General features: G+C 50.5%; 10 protein-coding genes and 1 pseudogene. All 11 read left to right on the top strand.

All coding sequences use genetic code 11. The features are described 5' to 3' along the window. Positions 1-459 (top strand): annotated as a pseudogene (locus GW579_RS14805) (type VI secretion system ATPase TssH); the annotation flags it as partial. Then, complete coding sequence (locus tag GW579_RS14810; RefSeq protein ID WP_165059770.1) at positions 456-2,786, top strand: type VI secretion system Vgr family protein; 2,331 nt, start codon at positions 456-458, stop codon at positions 2,784-2,786. The pseudogene GW579_RS14805 and the gene GW579_RS14810, both read left to right, overlap by 4 nt. Next, complete coding sequence (locus GW579_RS14815; protein ID WP_165059772.1) at positions 2,783-3,703, top strand: hypothetical protein; 921 nt, start codon at positions 2,783-2,785, stop codon at positions 3,701-3,703. The genes GW579_RS14810 and GW579_RS14815 overlap by 4 nt, the downstream gene beginning before the upstream one ends. Continuing rightward, positions 3,693-6,686, top strand: coding sequence for a T6SS effector BTH_I2691 family protein (locus GW579_RS14820; RefSeq protein ID WP_165059774.1), 2,994 nt, complete (start codon positions 3,693-3,695; stop codon positions 6,684-6,686). The genes GW579_RS14815 and GW579_RS14820 overlap by 11 nt, the downstream gene beginning before the upstream one ends. Before the next feature lie 12 nt (positions 6,687-6,698). Continuing rightward, positions 6,699-7,514: a DUF6708 domain-containing protein gene (locus GW579_RS14825; protein WP_338105847.1), complete on the top strand. Its 816-nt coding sequence runs from the start codon at positions 6,699-6,701 to the stop codon at positions 7,512-7,514. A 50-nt stretch (positions 7,515-7,564) separates the two neighbouring features. Next, a complete protein-coding gene (locus tag GW579_RS14830) occupies positions 7,565-8,347 on the top strand; it encodes a DUF6708 domain-containing protein (RefSeq protein ID WP_338105848.1) in 783 nt (260 codons plus the stop codon). 50 nt (positions 8,348-8,397) lie between these two features. Next, positions 8,398-9,180, top strand: a complete 783-nt coding sequence (locus tag GW579_RS14835; RefSeq protein ID WP_338105849.1) for a DUF6708 domain-containing protein — start codon at positions 8,398-8,400, stop codon at positions 9,178-9,180. A 50-nt stretch (positions 9,181-9,230) separates the two neighbouring features. Next, entirely contained in the window at positions 9,231-10,019 is a 789-nt protein-coding gene (locus GW579_RS14840; protein ID WP_338105850.1) for a DUF6708 domain-containing protein, read from the top strand. A gap of 50 nt (positions 10,020-10,069) precedes the next feature. After that, positions 10,070-10,858 (top strand): DUF6708 domain-containing protein, encoded by a 789-nt coding sequence (locus GW579_RS14845; protein WP_338105851.1) that lies wholly within the window; start codon positions 10,070-10,072, stop codon positions 10,856-10,858. 81 nt (positions 10,859-10,939) lie between these two features. Next, entirely contained in the window at positions 10,940-14,029 is a 3,090-nt protein-coding gene (locus tag GW579_RS14850) for a T6SS effector BTH_I2691 family protein (protein WP_165059776.1), read from the top strand. Positions 14,030-14,040: 11 nt separating this feature from the next. Further along, on the top strand, positions 14,041-14,680 hold a 640-nt coding region (locus GW579_RS14855), incomplete at its 3' end, for a DUF6708 domain-containing protein (protein ID WP_165059778.1).

Here is a 14,680-nt window from a genome sequence, read left to right on the forward strand (position 1 = left end):
ACCGCCAACCTTGGCAGCGACCACATCATGCAGCTGCTGGAGGAACAACCGGAAGCCACTGACAGCGATTTGCAGGAAATGCTGCGCCCTATTCTGCGCGATCACTTCCAGCCCGCGCTGCTCGCCCGTTTCCAGACCCTGATTTACCGCCCGCTGGCGGCAGACGCGCTGCACACCATTGTTGAGATGAAACTGGCGCAGGTCGCCAGACGACTGAGCAAACATTACGGCCTGCAAACCACCATCGAAGAAAGCCTCTACGACACGCTGGTCGCCGCCTGTCTGCTGCCGGACACCGGCGCGCGTAACATCGACAGCCTGCTCAACCAGCAGATCTTGCCGGTGCTGAGCCAGCAACTGCTGAGCCGCATGAGCGGGCAACAACGCACCACCTCTCTGGCGCTGGGCTGGGATGAAGAGGAAGGGATTACGCTGGAATTTGACGGAGAAGGGAAATGAGCGTAGCGGCATCACTGTTTTTCGACCACAGCCACCATAAACTCGCGGTGCATGGCAGCGCGTCGGATATGGACGTCCTGAGTTTTACCGGCACGGAAGGCCTGAGTACACCGTTCAGCTATGCCATCCAGTTCACCAGCAGCGACAAATCCATCGACCCGAAAATCCTGCTGATGCAGGACGCCTCGCTGACCCTGCAGGCACCGGTGGCGCAGGCCTTCGGCGTCTCCGTGCAGGAGCCGCAGCGCGTTATTCAGGGGGTAGTCACCGGCTTTAAGCGCCTCTCGACCTCGAAAGATGAAAGCCGCTACGAGGTGTGCCTCGAACCACGTCTGGCGCTACTGGCCCGCAGCCACCAGAACTGCATTTATCAGGACATCTCCGTGCCCGGCATCGTCGAGAAAATCCTGCGCGAACGCCACGACATGCGCGGGCAGGATTTCGTCTTTACGCTGACCAAAGAATACCCGCGCCGCGAACAGGTGATGCAGTACGGTGAAGACGATTTGGCGTTTGTGTCCCGCCTGCTGGCCGAAGTCGGTATCTGGTACCGCTTCACCGCTGACCCGAAACTCAACATCGACGTCGTCGAATTTTACGACGACCAGCAGCATTACGAACAGGGGCTGAGCCTCGCGGCCGTGCCCCCTTCCGGGATGCACGACGTGGGTGTCGAGTCCGCCTGGGATTTAGCCAGCCACCATCGGGTGGTCGAAAAGTCTGTTTCTACCCGCGATTACAACTACCGCACCGCCACCTCCGACCTGAGCAGCAGCGCCGACGTCACCCGTGACGACGCCACCACCTACGGCGAAGCCTATCACTACGCCGACAACTACCTGACCGCCGGGGCCGAAGGCCGTGACCCGGAGCCGGAGAGCGGCGCGTTCTACGCCCGCCTGCGTCACGAGCGCTACCTGAACAATCAGGCGCACTATTCGGGCGTCGCCAATGCCGCCACGCTGGTGCCGGGTCAGGAGCTGAAAGTGACGGGCAGCAGCATTCCCGCGCAGTTCGCTCAGGGCGTGGTCATTACCCGCACCGTCAGCACGGCCAGGCGCGACAAAAGCTTCGAAGTCACTTTTGAAGGCATTCCGTATTCAGAAGATTACTGCTTCCGCCCTGAACCGGGCAGTAAGCCGGTGATGGCAGGCACCCTGCCCGCGCGCGTCACCAGCACCACGGCTAACGACACTTACGGACATATCGATAAAGACGGACGTTACCGCGTCAATATGCTGTTCGACCGCGACGCGTGGGAACTGGGCTACGAAAGTCTGTGGGTCCGTCAGGCCCGTCCTTACGCCGGCGACACTTACGGTATGCATCTGCCCTTGCTGGCAGACACCGAAGTCGCGATTGCGTTTGAGGACGGCAACCCCGACCGACCTTACATCGCGCACGTCCTGCATGATTCGGCGCACGGCGACCACGTCACCATCAAAAACTACAAGCGCAACGTCCTGCGCACGCCGTCTAACAACAAGCTGCGTCTTGATGATGAGAAAGGCAAAGAGCACATCAAGCTCAGCACCGAATACGGCGGCAAAAGCCAGCTGAACCTCGGGCATCTGGTGGACAGTGAAAAACAACAGCGCGGCGAGGGTTTTGAGCTCAGGACCGATAAGTTCGGGGCACTTCGCGCGGAAAAAGGCCTCTTCATCAGCGCCGACGGCCAGGCAAAGGCGCAGGGAAAAGTGCTGGAGATGCAGGCGGCAACTGATGCTCTTCAGCAGGCATACGGGCTGGCAAAATCGCTGAGCGACGCGGTAAAAACCGCCAAAGCAGAACTGGCTCAGATCGCGGCACAAAAAACACTGCTGGAATCCTCGCTTAAAGATCTGCAACAGTCTGTTCTGTTGATGAGTGCGCCGGACGGAATAGCGCAGGTTTCTCCGCAAAGCATCCAGATCAGTACCGGCAATAACTTTATCCAGACCTCGGCTGAAAACAGTGATTTCAGCGTTTTCAAAAAATTCACCGTGGCCGCTGGCGAGATCATCAGCCTGTTTGCCAAAACGCTCGGCATCAAAATCTTCGCCAACAAAGGAAAGGTCGAAATCCAGGCGCAGGGTGATGCGATGGAACTGACCTCCCTGAAAGGCATGAAAATCATCAGTAAAGATGATGAGGTTTATATTCAGGCCAGCAAAAAAATCACCCTCGCCTGCGGACAGACGGCAATCGTGATTGAAAGCTCGGGAGTGACCATTCTGTCGCCGGGTGAACTCAATGTGAAAGCCACCTATAACCAGCTGGGGCCACAGAGTTTTTCACCGGAACAACCGACGTTGCCTCCTGAAGCCAAATGTGTGGAACAGGCATGATGGAAAATATTTCGATAGCTGAATGGCTAAATGAAAATACTGACGAATACCGCTACCTGTTGGTCGACCCCTTAAAAAAAGTTGCTGCCGCAAATCCTCTTAGCCTTTATAAGCTGCAAAAGATTCTGGAAGAAAACGCTATTTTCCCGGTACTGCGCGGCGACCTTGCGTACTCCCCAAAACACTGCCCGCATCTGGTGCTGCTGGCTCGTCCTGGTGAGTCATGCGACGTTTCGCTGCTGAACCGTACCGAAACTTATGCCCGTAGTGAATCACTGCAGGGGAAACGCTACCTGTGCGCCTGGCTGACCAGCGCACAAGGCCCTGAATCACTGGCTATTTCACTGGCAGAGCAATGCAATACGTTAAGGGCCCAGGAGGTTTTACCTTTCTTTGAACCTCTGCGCTTCGAACTGTTACAGGCAATGAGCCCCGAAGACGGGTTGGCAGGGAACATCTGGCCGGTAAGCCACTGGTGGTATATGACCGTAACCGGTGAACTTCGCTGCCAAAGAGGCAAGGTGTCCACCGAACAATGGCGATTAAACTGGGGTACAGAACGCACACAAAACAATGTGCACACCTTCAGTCAGATCCTTAAGTACTGGGGCAAGGTCAACCCTGCACTTCCCTCCGATGCTGCGATGAAGACAGTGATGATGTGGGAACAAGCGGCTGTTCAGGGTCTGAGTGATGCAAACGACACTTATTTTTTTACCACCTACAGTCTCGGAAAAGGTGTCGATATTGCGCAGCATCCCGCAGTGAAAAATCTGATACAGCAGGTTGTTGCCGATCCTTCTGTACGTTTGTCTCAATTGATACAGGGTTTACCGGATGCGGTTATACGGGAATTTGAAAATAAAGCCTTAACCCAGCCGGACTATGATAAAGGAACTTACCGCCATGGCATCTGACAATCAAATTAGCCAATATGCCGATGCCAGTGAGCAGGCCTCGTTACTGCCATCCGGTTGCAAGGTCTGCAAGCGTTCGGGGATACCCATTTTTCCCCTGCGTGTGGCAGCGGTACCCAAAGCACTGGTGAATTCGGGCTGGCAACCTGCTGTTCCTAAGCAAGATGCAGAACTGACCGGTGGCGAATTTAAATACGCACTACGAACGCTCCGGATGGGATATTTATACGTTCTCCTGGATAAAAGGGTCTGGCAAGCCTATCAGGTTACCGCTGACGGGTATCTGCGACAATTTGACCCACAGGATATGCCTGAAGGGGATAGCGTTGAGCCAATAAGTCAGGCCTGCCGTGAACAAGGTCATTGCATCAACGCCAGCTTTATCAATATTGATGATAAAAAATATAAGCAGGCATGGCTGGCCTTCAGCAGTGATCCGTGGAGCGAGGTGGTTCTGGATGAATATAAAAGCGGAAAACGCCCTTCCAGCCGGTTCACGCAAATCACCCTGTCCAGCCTGAAGGCAGATCCATCCACCGTGCCGGGGGCATTAGCACTGGATCCATCACTGGCTGCGCTAAAAGCCAATGTGGCGGAGTATGCAACCACTATCTATCCCAATCTGGAAAAAGTGGCGGATGAACCGCCGGGCGGTGCGCATGGTTTTTACCCACGAATTGAAAGTGCAAACGCACTCGGATTGCGGGTGGCACAGTTAAACTCGCAATATGAATGCAAAATAGCCGCACTGCCGGTGAATGATACCGTCGGTGTTGTTCAGGAGCTGAACATCGGGCGCATTCAGATTGTAGAAGCGCGTCAGTTGTATACCCAGTCGCCTGGCGTGTTACATAAAACACTGGTCTCTCAGGCAATTGACAGTTATATGAATAGCCTGAAAAAGGCGATTGATGAAAACAGTCAGCCGCGCTACGACGCTCCAACAAATATGCCGACAGTCTGGGGTGGAGAGGTTATTCCTAAGGAACAAGTCGCGCGCGAAACCTGGGCTGAGCAATACGGTCGTCTGCTGAAAAGCTATAAAGAAGCTGACCGCGCCGCTTTTGCCGCTGATTATGAAGCGAAGCAGAAAAACTGGCAGAAAAGAATTGAGGCGATAGGCATCGATCTCGCGGCCTGGTACCAGACTCAGCTCTGGCTGAACGTGATAAAACATGACTATGCGCCTGAAACCTGTGCGGCCGGATGGGCGACTCAGTTTGCCACTGTCACAGTTTGTCTCCAGGGAGGCGCACAGGACAAAACGCTGGATAACGTCTGGAAGCCGTGGCTGAAAGATGCAGATTCACCCGCCTATATCGGCATTATGGGCGCTGCGCCTTCACTCTTAGGGGCTGTGTTTAGCGGCAGTAGCGGCTATTCCTATGCAAAAACGCTGTTTGGTTCTGACGAATATGCTGATTATCTGAAAAGCCCTGCCCTGCAGAAGGCGTGGGCCAGTCGCGTGACGTCAGTCAGCGGCTCACTAAACCGGCTGGCGTTGAAAGCCGAAGATGCCACCAGTCAGGGCTTCCGTCGCATAATGCAGCACGCGGCCATCAATGCCGCAGGCCAGGAAGTCACATTTATCGAATTCACAACTACCCTAGGTAAATACCAGGAGCTGGTGCGTAAGGGAGCATGGTTAGAACCCGCAATGGCTGAAAACACGGCAGCCTTTGGTGGAATGGTGCAACGCGGTGGAACTTCCGCTGCCGGGCAGGCCATGTTGATTAACGATCCGGTTCTTCAGGCCAGACTGATCACCGTCAGAGCGAGTGTTCCCGGTTCACTGAACGACGTGAAGAACATACTCAATAAGAATGGTAAATTCAGCCCTGACACCCTGGCGAGCTCCCCTCTCAAAGTCTCGGTTGGATCATTTCAACCAGAGGCCGGCACCGTAATATCGCAAGTCAGTGAGAAACAACTTCAGGCCATTTACAAAGAACGGACCATGCGTTATGTCAGCGGTAACAGTGTGGGCATTGTATTGTCGTCCATCATGCTGGCCTTGCAGATTTCCGACTGGAATAAAAACACCCAGAACCTGAAAGAGGCGATCGGGGATGATACAGATGCCCGGCTGACCTACTCTATCAATCGTCTTATGGTGCTCAGCGCCGCGACCGAGATTGCTGGTTTTGGGCGCATGCTCAGTATCAAAAATAGCTGGGAAGTGTTGCCCGAGAATTTTGTGCATCCCCTCATTCGGGCCGGCGGTGTGATAGCCGGTGTAGCGTCGATTGTGGATGGGGTGAGGATGTCCATATCGAGTAAAAATGCTTATAAAGATGGGGATAGTGCAGCAGGTGATATGTATCAAAAAGCAGCCGCTTTCACCATAGTCGGAGGGCTATTCGGTGTCGGTGGGGCATATTTGGGAATATTTACTCTTATGGGGCCAGCGGGTATAGGTGCATTGTTGATCCTTGCTGGCGCAGTGTATGCTTTCGAAGCTGAAGCGCTCAGAAGTACCCCGTTTGAGGTCTGGCTAAGGCGCTGTTGTTATGGCATACCACGCGATCAGGATGTGATCTGGCAGGCCGAAAACACGGTTGATCTGAAATCCTGTCTGACGGCGTTTAACGCCATCGTCAACGGTATGGTGGCTGAGGTTGGCTTTGAGGGGCTTTCTGAGTTACAAGGGCAGCGACTCACTAAGCTGGAAATACACCTGAGTTTACCGGGTTGCGATGAAGCCACTTCCGCCTGGGAACTCAACCTGACCGGCGGTAATGACGTGTTGCTTACGGAAGTTCATAATATTACCGGAAAAGAGAATGGCCGTGAGGCACTCCCGACATCGCAATACCATTCCGGCAGGTATAAACGTATTTCCACCGATAGCGGAATGGAAATCAGGGCGGAAATTTGGGTAAGTGAAAGCCGTTATACAGAGGCGGCATTACAGGTCAGTTACTGGCCAGATAAATATGACGCCGAGTACCAGTTAGGATTAACAGTTAACGCGAATAGATAAGGGAATGAAATCGTGGAAGAAGTGAACAGAAAACCATCTGAAGGAAGCACCAACAAAATGCAGACTCGCCTGTTACAGGAGCAGAGATTTTCCAAACTGACGCCTCAGGCAGAAAAGTGGGAAGAAGATTTACCCGAAAAATATGACCTACAGCAACCCACCGCCCCGAAACTTATCCGTGTTAATGAAATTAACGATACATGGATGGAAATACCAAGATATGAAAACATAGCATGGCATGGCATGTGGGTAATTAGTATTTTAAGCATTCTATCTTTGTTTACGTATTGCTCCTTATTTCAATTCTCAGAATTTTATTCAGAAGCCAGCGTTGATAGTAAGATATTCATATTGGTTGCAATTTTTTCTTTCCTTTCAATATTTTTGTTTTTTTTTAAAATGGCTTTGTTTGTTCCGCGAGGCACCCCAGTCCGTTTCAACCGCAAGCGGCAAAAAGTCTATGTCTATGAGCATCAGCGCAGTATCTGGCCCTGGATGCGCTGGCCAACGGTGATTAAGGTGTTCGACTGGACGGACATTCATGGCGAGATGTTGATGTATTCCGGGCGTTACGATTACGGCCACCGCCTTTCCTGCGCGGTGTGTCAGCGCGGCACTTATGAGGTCATTGACCGGTTTCTTCTGAGCTACACCGTCGGTGATAACCGGATGATCCGGGGATTATGGAATCACTGTTGCCTGTATATGCAATACAAACCGGTACCCGAAACGCCGTTGCTGACCCGAAAACCCCTGAGCTGGACGCCGCTGAATACTGTCCGCTGGCCGGAAGATTTAGATAAAGAATCAAAGACAGCTCCGGAATAAAGGAGCATTCAGGATGAGCGGCCGGTGCGAAACAATAAAGGAATATGACGGTGAGTGAAGAACACGAAATATCGATGCTGATGTCGCAAGAACGGAAATATTCCAAACTGACCCCACAGGCAGAAAAGTGGGAAGAAGATTTACCTGAAAAGTACGACCTTCAACAACCCACCGCCCCGAGGCTTATACGTGTTAACGAAATTAACGATATCTGGATGGAAATACCAAGATATGAAAATATATGGTGGGGTGGGTTGTGGTTTTTTTCACTTTTGATGGTATGCCCAATCCCCTTTATGTTCTCCGTCGTTTTCTCGCCTGATTTTTCATCAGACGCAGGCTTTATATGCAGTTTCAGTATTATGATATTTATTTTTTTGAGCCTCGTCCTACTTTGGTTCAGGACAGCATTGTATGTACCTCGAGGCACCCCAGTTCGTTTAAACCGTAAACGACAAAAAGTTTATGTCTATGAGCATCAGCGCAGTATCTGGCCCTGGATGCGCTGGCCAACGGTGATTAAGGTGTTCGACTGGACGGACATTCATGGCGAGATGTTGATGTATTCCGGGCGTTACGATTACGGCCACCGCCTTTCCTGCGCGGTATGTAAGCGCGGCACTTATGAGGTCATTGACCGGTTTCTTCTGAGCTACACCGTCGGTGATAACCGGATGATCCGGGGATTATGGAATCACTGCTGCCTGTATATGCAATACAAACCCGTGCCCGAAACGCCGTTGCTGACCCGAAAACCCCTGAGCTGGACGCCGCTGAATACTGTCCGCTGGCCGGAAGATTTAGATAAAGAATCAAAGACGGCGCCGGAATGAAGGAGCATTCAGGATGAGCGGCCGGTGCGGAACAATAAAGGAATATCACGGTGAGTGAAGAACACGAAATATCGATGCTGATGTCGCAAGAACGGAAATATTCCAAACTGACCCCTCAGGCAGAAAAGTGGGAAGAAGATTTACCTGAAAAATATGATCTCCAGCAACCCATCTCCCCGAAACTTATCCGTGTTAACGAAATTAACGATACTTGGATGGAAATCCCCAGGTACGAAAATATATGGTGGTGGGGACTCTGGGTATTCTCTTTTATCGGCATATGCCCCGTTCCTTTCATTTATTTGATTTTTAAATTACCAGGATTTGGTTCTGACACTCAATTTAGAGTCACTCTTTGTCTGTTTATGTTTGTCTTTATAAGTATGTCATTTTATTTACTGAAAGTAGCCCTACTTGTCCCTCGAGGCACCCCAGTCCGTTTCAACCGCAAGCGGCAAAAAGTCTATGTCTATGAGCATCAGCGCAGTATCTGGCCCTGGATGCGCTGGCCGACGGTGATTAAGGTGTTCGACTGGACGGACATTCATGGCGAGATGTTGATGTATTCCGGGCGTTACGATTGCGGCCACCGCCTTTCCTGCGCGGTATGTAAGCGCGGCACTTATGAGGTCATTGACCGGTTCCTTCTGAGCTACACCGTCGGTGATAACCGGATGATCCGGGGATTATGGAATCACTGCTGCCTGTATATGCAATACAAACCCGTGCCCGAAACGCCGTTGCTGACCCGAAAACCCCTGAGCTGGACGCCGGTAAATACTGTCCGCTGGCCGGAAGATTTAGATAAAGAATCAAAGACGGCGCCGGAATAAAGGAGCATTCAGGGTTAACTGCCGATGCGGAACTATAAAGGAATATCGCTGTGAGTGAAGAATACAAACTACCGGTCCAGATGTCGCAAGAATGGAAATCCTCCAAACTGACCCCTCAGGTAGAAAAGTGGGAAGAAGATTTACCTGAAAAATATGATCTCCAGCAACCCACCGCCCCGAGGCTTATCCGTGCTAACGAAATTAACGATATCTGGATGGAAATTCCGAGATATGAAAACATAACATGGCATGGTATGTGGATAATTAGTATTTTAAGCATTCTATCTTTGTTTACGTATTGCTCCTTATTTCAATTCTCAGAATTTTATTCAGAAGCCACCCTTGATAGTAAAATATTCATATTGGTTGCAATTTTTTCTTTCCTTTCAATATGTATGTTTATTTTAAAAATGGCTTTATTTGTTCCTCGAGGCACCCCTGTTCGTTTCAACCGCAAACGGCAAAAAGTCTATGTCTATGAGCATCAGCGCAGTATCTGGCCCTGGATGCGCTGGCCGACGGTGATTAAGGTATTCGACTGGACGGATATTCATGGCGAAATAACCCGTCAGTCCGGGCGTTATGACCAGGGGTTCCGCTTATCTGGTGCGGTATGTAAACGCGGTACTTATGATGTATCTGATCGATTCATTTTGAGCTGGACGGTCGGGAATAAGCAGCTTCTACGGGGTTTGTGGAATCACTGCTGCCTGTATATGCAATACAAACTCGTGCCCGAAACGCCGTTGCTGACCCGAAAACCCCTGAGCTGGACGCCGTTAAATACTGTCCGCTGGCCGGAAGATTTAGATAAAGAATCAAAGACGGCGCCGGAATGAAGGAGCATTCAGGATGAGCGGCCGGTGCGGAACAATAAAGGAATATCACGGTGAGTGAAGAACACGAAATATCGATGCAGATGTCGCAAGAACGGAAATCCTCCAAACTGAAGCCTCAGGCAGAAAAGTGGGAAGAAGATTTACCTGAAAAATACGACCTTCAACAACCCACCGCCCCGAGGCTTATCCGTGTTAACGAAATTAACGATATCTGGATGGAAATTCCGAGGCATGAGAATATTACATGGCTAGGGACGTGGGTGATTTCTATTGGTAGTCTGATTTTCATAAGTTTAAATTACTTTTTCCTTTCGCTACCTGATTTTTTTTCAGAAATGACAAGTGATAACAAAATTGAAGTTTTACTACTTAACTTCAGTTTTATTTCTTTATCTTTATTCTTTTCACGAATGGCTTTATTTGTTCCCCGCGGTACCCCAGTTCGTTTAAACCGCAAGCGGCAAAAAGTTTATGTCTATGAGCATCAGCGCAGTATCTGGCCCTGGATGCGCTGGCCGACGGTGATTAAGGTGTTCGACTGGACGGACATTCATGGCGAGATGTTGATGTATTCCGGGCGTTACGATTACGGCCACCGCCTTTCCTGCGCGGTATGTAAGCGCGGCACTTATGAGGTCATTGACCGGTTCCTTCTGAGCTACACCGCCGGTGATAACCGGATGATCCGGGGATTATGGAATCACTGCTGCCTGTATATGCAATACAAACCCGTGCCCGAAACGCCGTTGCTAACCCGAAAACCCCTGAGCTGGACGCCGGTAAATACTATCCGCTGGCCGGAAGATTTAGATAAAGAATCAAAGACGGCTCCGGAATAAAGGAGCATTCAGGGTTAACTGCCGATGCGGAACTATAAAGGAATATCGCTGTGAGTGAAGCACATAAAGGAACTTACCGTTATGACCTCTGACGATCAAATTATCCAATACGCCGATGCCAGCGAGCAGGCCTCATTATTGCCATCTGGCTGTAAGGTCTGTGAGCGCTCGGGTATCCCTATTTTCCCGTTGCGTGTGGCAGCGGTACCCAAGGCGCTTATGAATTCGGGCTGGAAACCTGCCGTCCCGCAGCAGGACGCAGAACTGACCGGTGGCGCATTTAAATACGTATTGCGAACTCTGCGGATGGGGTATTTATACGTTCTGCTGGATAAAAGAGTCTGGCTGGCCTATCAGGTCACGGCTGAGGGATATCTGCGACAGTTTGACCCGCAGGATAAACCTGAAGGCGATACCGTTGAGCCGATAAGCCAGCGCTGCCGGGAATTGGGCCATTGCATCAGCGCCAGCTTTATCAATATCGATGATAAAAAATATAAGCTGGCATGGCTGGCATTTAGCAGCGACCCGTGGAGCGAAGACGTTCTGGATGATTATAAAAGCGGAAAACGCCCTTCCAGCCGGTTCACGCAAATCAGCTTAGCAGCGCTGAAAGAAAGCCCGGCAAGCGTACCTGAAGCACTGGAACTCGACCCGTCACTCGCTTCAATGAAGGCCAATGTCGCTGAGTTTGCGACAGACATTTTTCCTGATATGGAAAAAGTGACAGAAACATCTCATGGAGGCGCTCATGGCTATTATCCACGCATTGGAGATGTTAACGCTCTTGGGCTGCGCGTCGCCCAATTGGGCATACAGTATCAATGCAAGGTTTCTGCGTTAGCACTCAATGACAGTGTCGGTGTCGTTCAGGAACTGAATAATCGCCGTTTGCAAATTGTTGAAGGTCGACAGCTTTATAACGAATTGCCTGAAACGCGCCACAAGCACATGATCTCTCAGGCTATTGAGCAATATCTGGTGTCGCTCAAACAAATAGCCGATGAGAACAGTAAACCGCGGCATGAACCGACACCCAGTGGTTATCCCGCGATAGGAATAACCATCCCGGCTGAGCAGGTCGCCAGGGAAACCTATGCTTCGCAACAAGCCGCATTGCAGGAATATTACTACGAATCACAACGCGCTGAGTTTGCCGCGCAACATCAGCGAACGCTTCAGGGCTTTCAGCAGCGAATAGAAGCTATCGGAAAAGATCTTGCTGCCTGGTACGAGTCTAAATGCTGGTTGGCAAATATCGTCAATGACTACTCGCCTGAAACGGATCCTTCTGGGTGGGCAGCTCAATTATCGACAATCGCAGCCTGCATTCAGGGCGGGAGCACTGATGAGGATACCGAGAAAGTCTGGCTAAAATGGGTGAAAGACTCCGGCAGCCCAGCCTATGAGGGAATTCTGGGCAATCAGAAGTCGGTGATGGAAGCGGTTTATAAAGGAATGGGTGGGTTCACCAATCTGAAAGCCGTATTGAATACCAAGGACATTAGCGACTGGATAGATTCCAAGGGCGTACAAATGGCCTCTTACCAGCTGATGCTGGCGATGAGCGGAGCATTCAGCCGGTTGAGCGCAAAGCTGGATCAGGCGGTACTGGACAGTTACAGCCGTATTGTTCAGGGGCACATCTATCTGATGACCGGGAAGCAGGTCACAGTGTTTAAAGTGACGATGACGGTCAGAGAATATCAGCAGTTGCATCGTGATATTGCACGCGTCCAGCTTTCGATTCATGGCAAATCCATCGAATTTGGTGGTGAATTGCGAAACGGTAAAAAAGTCTCACGTAATGTGTCTGCAAATAGCCTTCCGCAAATAAACGATCCCGCTGTGCTAAGACAAAAATTGACAGTGACAATGGCTAGTGACTCCGCGTCGAGCGAATTCCTTGCTTCGCTCGATAAAGGAAAACTGACGGATATCAGCAAACTTAATGAGCTATCCGAGTTGCGCATTGCAGAAGTGTCGCTGGATAACGCGGTCAGCAAAGCTCCGGTCAAACTCGCTCAAAGCCAGCTGAAAAATGTGATTAAGGGGCAGATTCAGTTATCCCGGCGATTAATCAGCGGTAATGCCCTGGGCAGTGCGCTGGGTGGCGGAATGCTGTTTCTGCAAGTGTCGGCTCTGGCGGATAACATGAAAGCCGTGGAAACAGCCGTCAACAGTACCAATGCCCGGTTGACGTTAATGTCCAATATGACCATGGTGGTGAGTTCTGCGGTGGAGACGAGCGGTTTTGTCCACATGCTGGTACGGGCAAACCCATGGGATCTTGCTCCTAATGTAATGGTAAAAGGCGTTCTGGAATATGTTCACCCTGCATTACGTTTAGGTGGGGCAATTGCAGGGGTGTCATCGCTTATTGATGGAATAGGGATATTTGTTAAATGGCATGAAACAAGAAAGACGGGAGAGTCTGAAGCTGCCGCTTGGTATTTTGCGGCTGGTGTATCCACCGTTGGTGGCGGAATGTTATTCATTTATTCTGCATACGCCTGCGAATTTGCATTTATGGGGCCTGCAGGGCTGGCGGCCCTTCTGATCATCGCAGGGGCGGCGATGGCGATACAGGCAGAAAATATCACCCGAACTGCTTTTGAAATCTGGCTCTGTGACAGTTGTTTTGGCGTGGCAGGTAAACGCGGAGACAAGGATCGGGTCTGGGATATCCATAACCCCGAAGATCTGGATGATGCAATGATGGCGTATAAAGTGATTGTCTGTGGAATGACAGCCGAGGTGGACTACCAGGATCTGCTGGGCGAGTCGGGAAATGCTGAGGATGCAATAAAAATGCGGGTCATGCTGCCAGGTTGTAACAGCACGGAATCGGCCTGGGATCTTAAACTCACGGCACAAGGCAATGGTGAAACTAAGCAGTTACTGATAAGCCAATATGGCCTGAAAGACATCCTGGACACCGCTTCTGCAATAGCCGATGACGGCTCATCCATTTTACGTAATCCTCATCATCCGAGTCTCCCGCTGAATAATACGCTGACTCAACATTGGGAGTCCAATGCCCTGGTGTTTGATGGGCTGGCCTGGGTAAACAGCACCCGCTACAACCAGGCAGTGCTCGATGTGGACTTTTGGCCAGATAAAACAGCCCCGGAAAGTCTGATGACATTAACCATGAATATCACTGACTAGGAATGACAGGGATGAGCAGAAAACACCCAAAACAAAAAACGCTATCAACGGCAACGCCGGAAGAAATTCAGGCAGTAACAGACGAGCACTTTTCGCGCGAGCCCGTTCTTACCCCTCCGCTAAAAAACTGGGAAGAGGATTTACCAGAAAACAACACAAAGCAAACCGTTCCCGGAAAACTTATCAGGGTCACTGAAATTAATGATACCTGGATGGAAATCCCCCGCTATGAAAATATTATGTGGGGAGGAGCATGGCTAAGTGTTATTACAACTATAGTTCCTTTAGTTGTGGTGATCTGGATGTGTGTGGACACGTTTTCTATTGGTTTTGATTTCCCAACTTTGTTGATTTTATTTATGTTTTTACTTTTTTCATTTTCAATGATTTTGTTAAGTTTAAGAATGGCTCTATTTGTTCCCAGAGATCAACCCATCAGATTTAACCGCAAGCGGCAGAAAATTTACATATTTGACTATCACCGGAAAGCCTGGAATCCCTGGGTTAAATGGCCTGCAACCGTGAAAGTTTTTGACTGGGCAGATGTCCACGGTGAAATAAGCCGCGAGTCTGACCGCTATGCCCAGGGGTTCCGTTTGTACGGGTCTGTTTGTCAGCCCGGTACCCATAACGTTATTGACCGTTTTGTTT

The sequence above is a fragment of the Rahnella contaminans genome (assembly GCF_011065485.1).
Lineage (GTDB): Bacteria > Pseudomonadota > Gammaproteobacteria > Enterobacterales > Enterobacteriaceae > Rahnella > Rahnella contaminans.

What these genes read in the sequence shown, in the direction of transcription:
- GW579_RS14810 (WP_165059770.1), top strand. Translation starts at nt 456, where the DNA reads ATGAGCGTAGCGGCATCACTGTTTTTCGACCACAGCCACCATAAACTC.
- GW579_RS14820 (WP_165059774.1), top strand. Translation starts at nt 3,693, where the DNA reads ATGGCATCTGACAATCAAATTAGCCAATATGCCGATGCCAGTGAGCAG.
- GW579_RS14850 (WP_165059776.1), top strand. Translation starts at nt 10,940, where the DNA reads ATGACCTCTGACGATCAAATTATCCAATACGCCGATGCCAGCGAGCAG.
- GW579_RS14815 (WP_165059772.1), top strand. Translation starts at nt 2,783, where the DNA reads ATGATGGAAAATATTTCGATAGCTGAATGGCTAAATGAAAATACTGAC.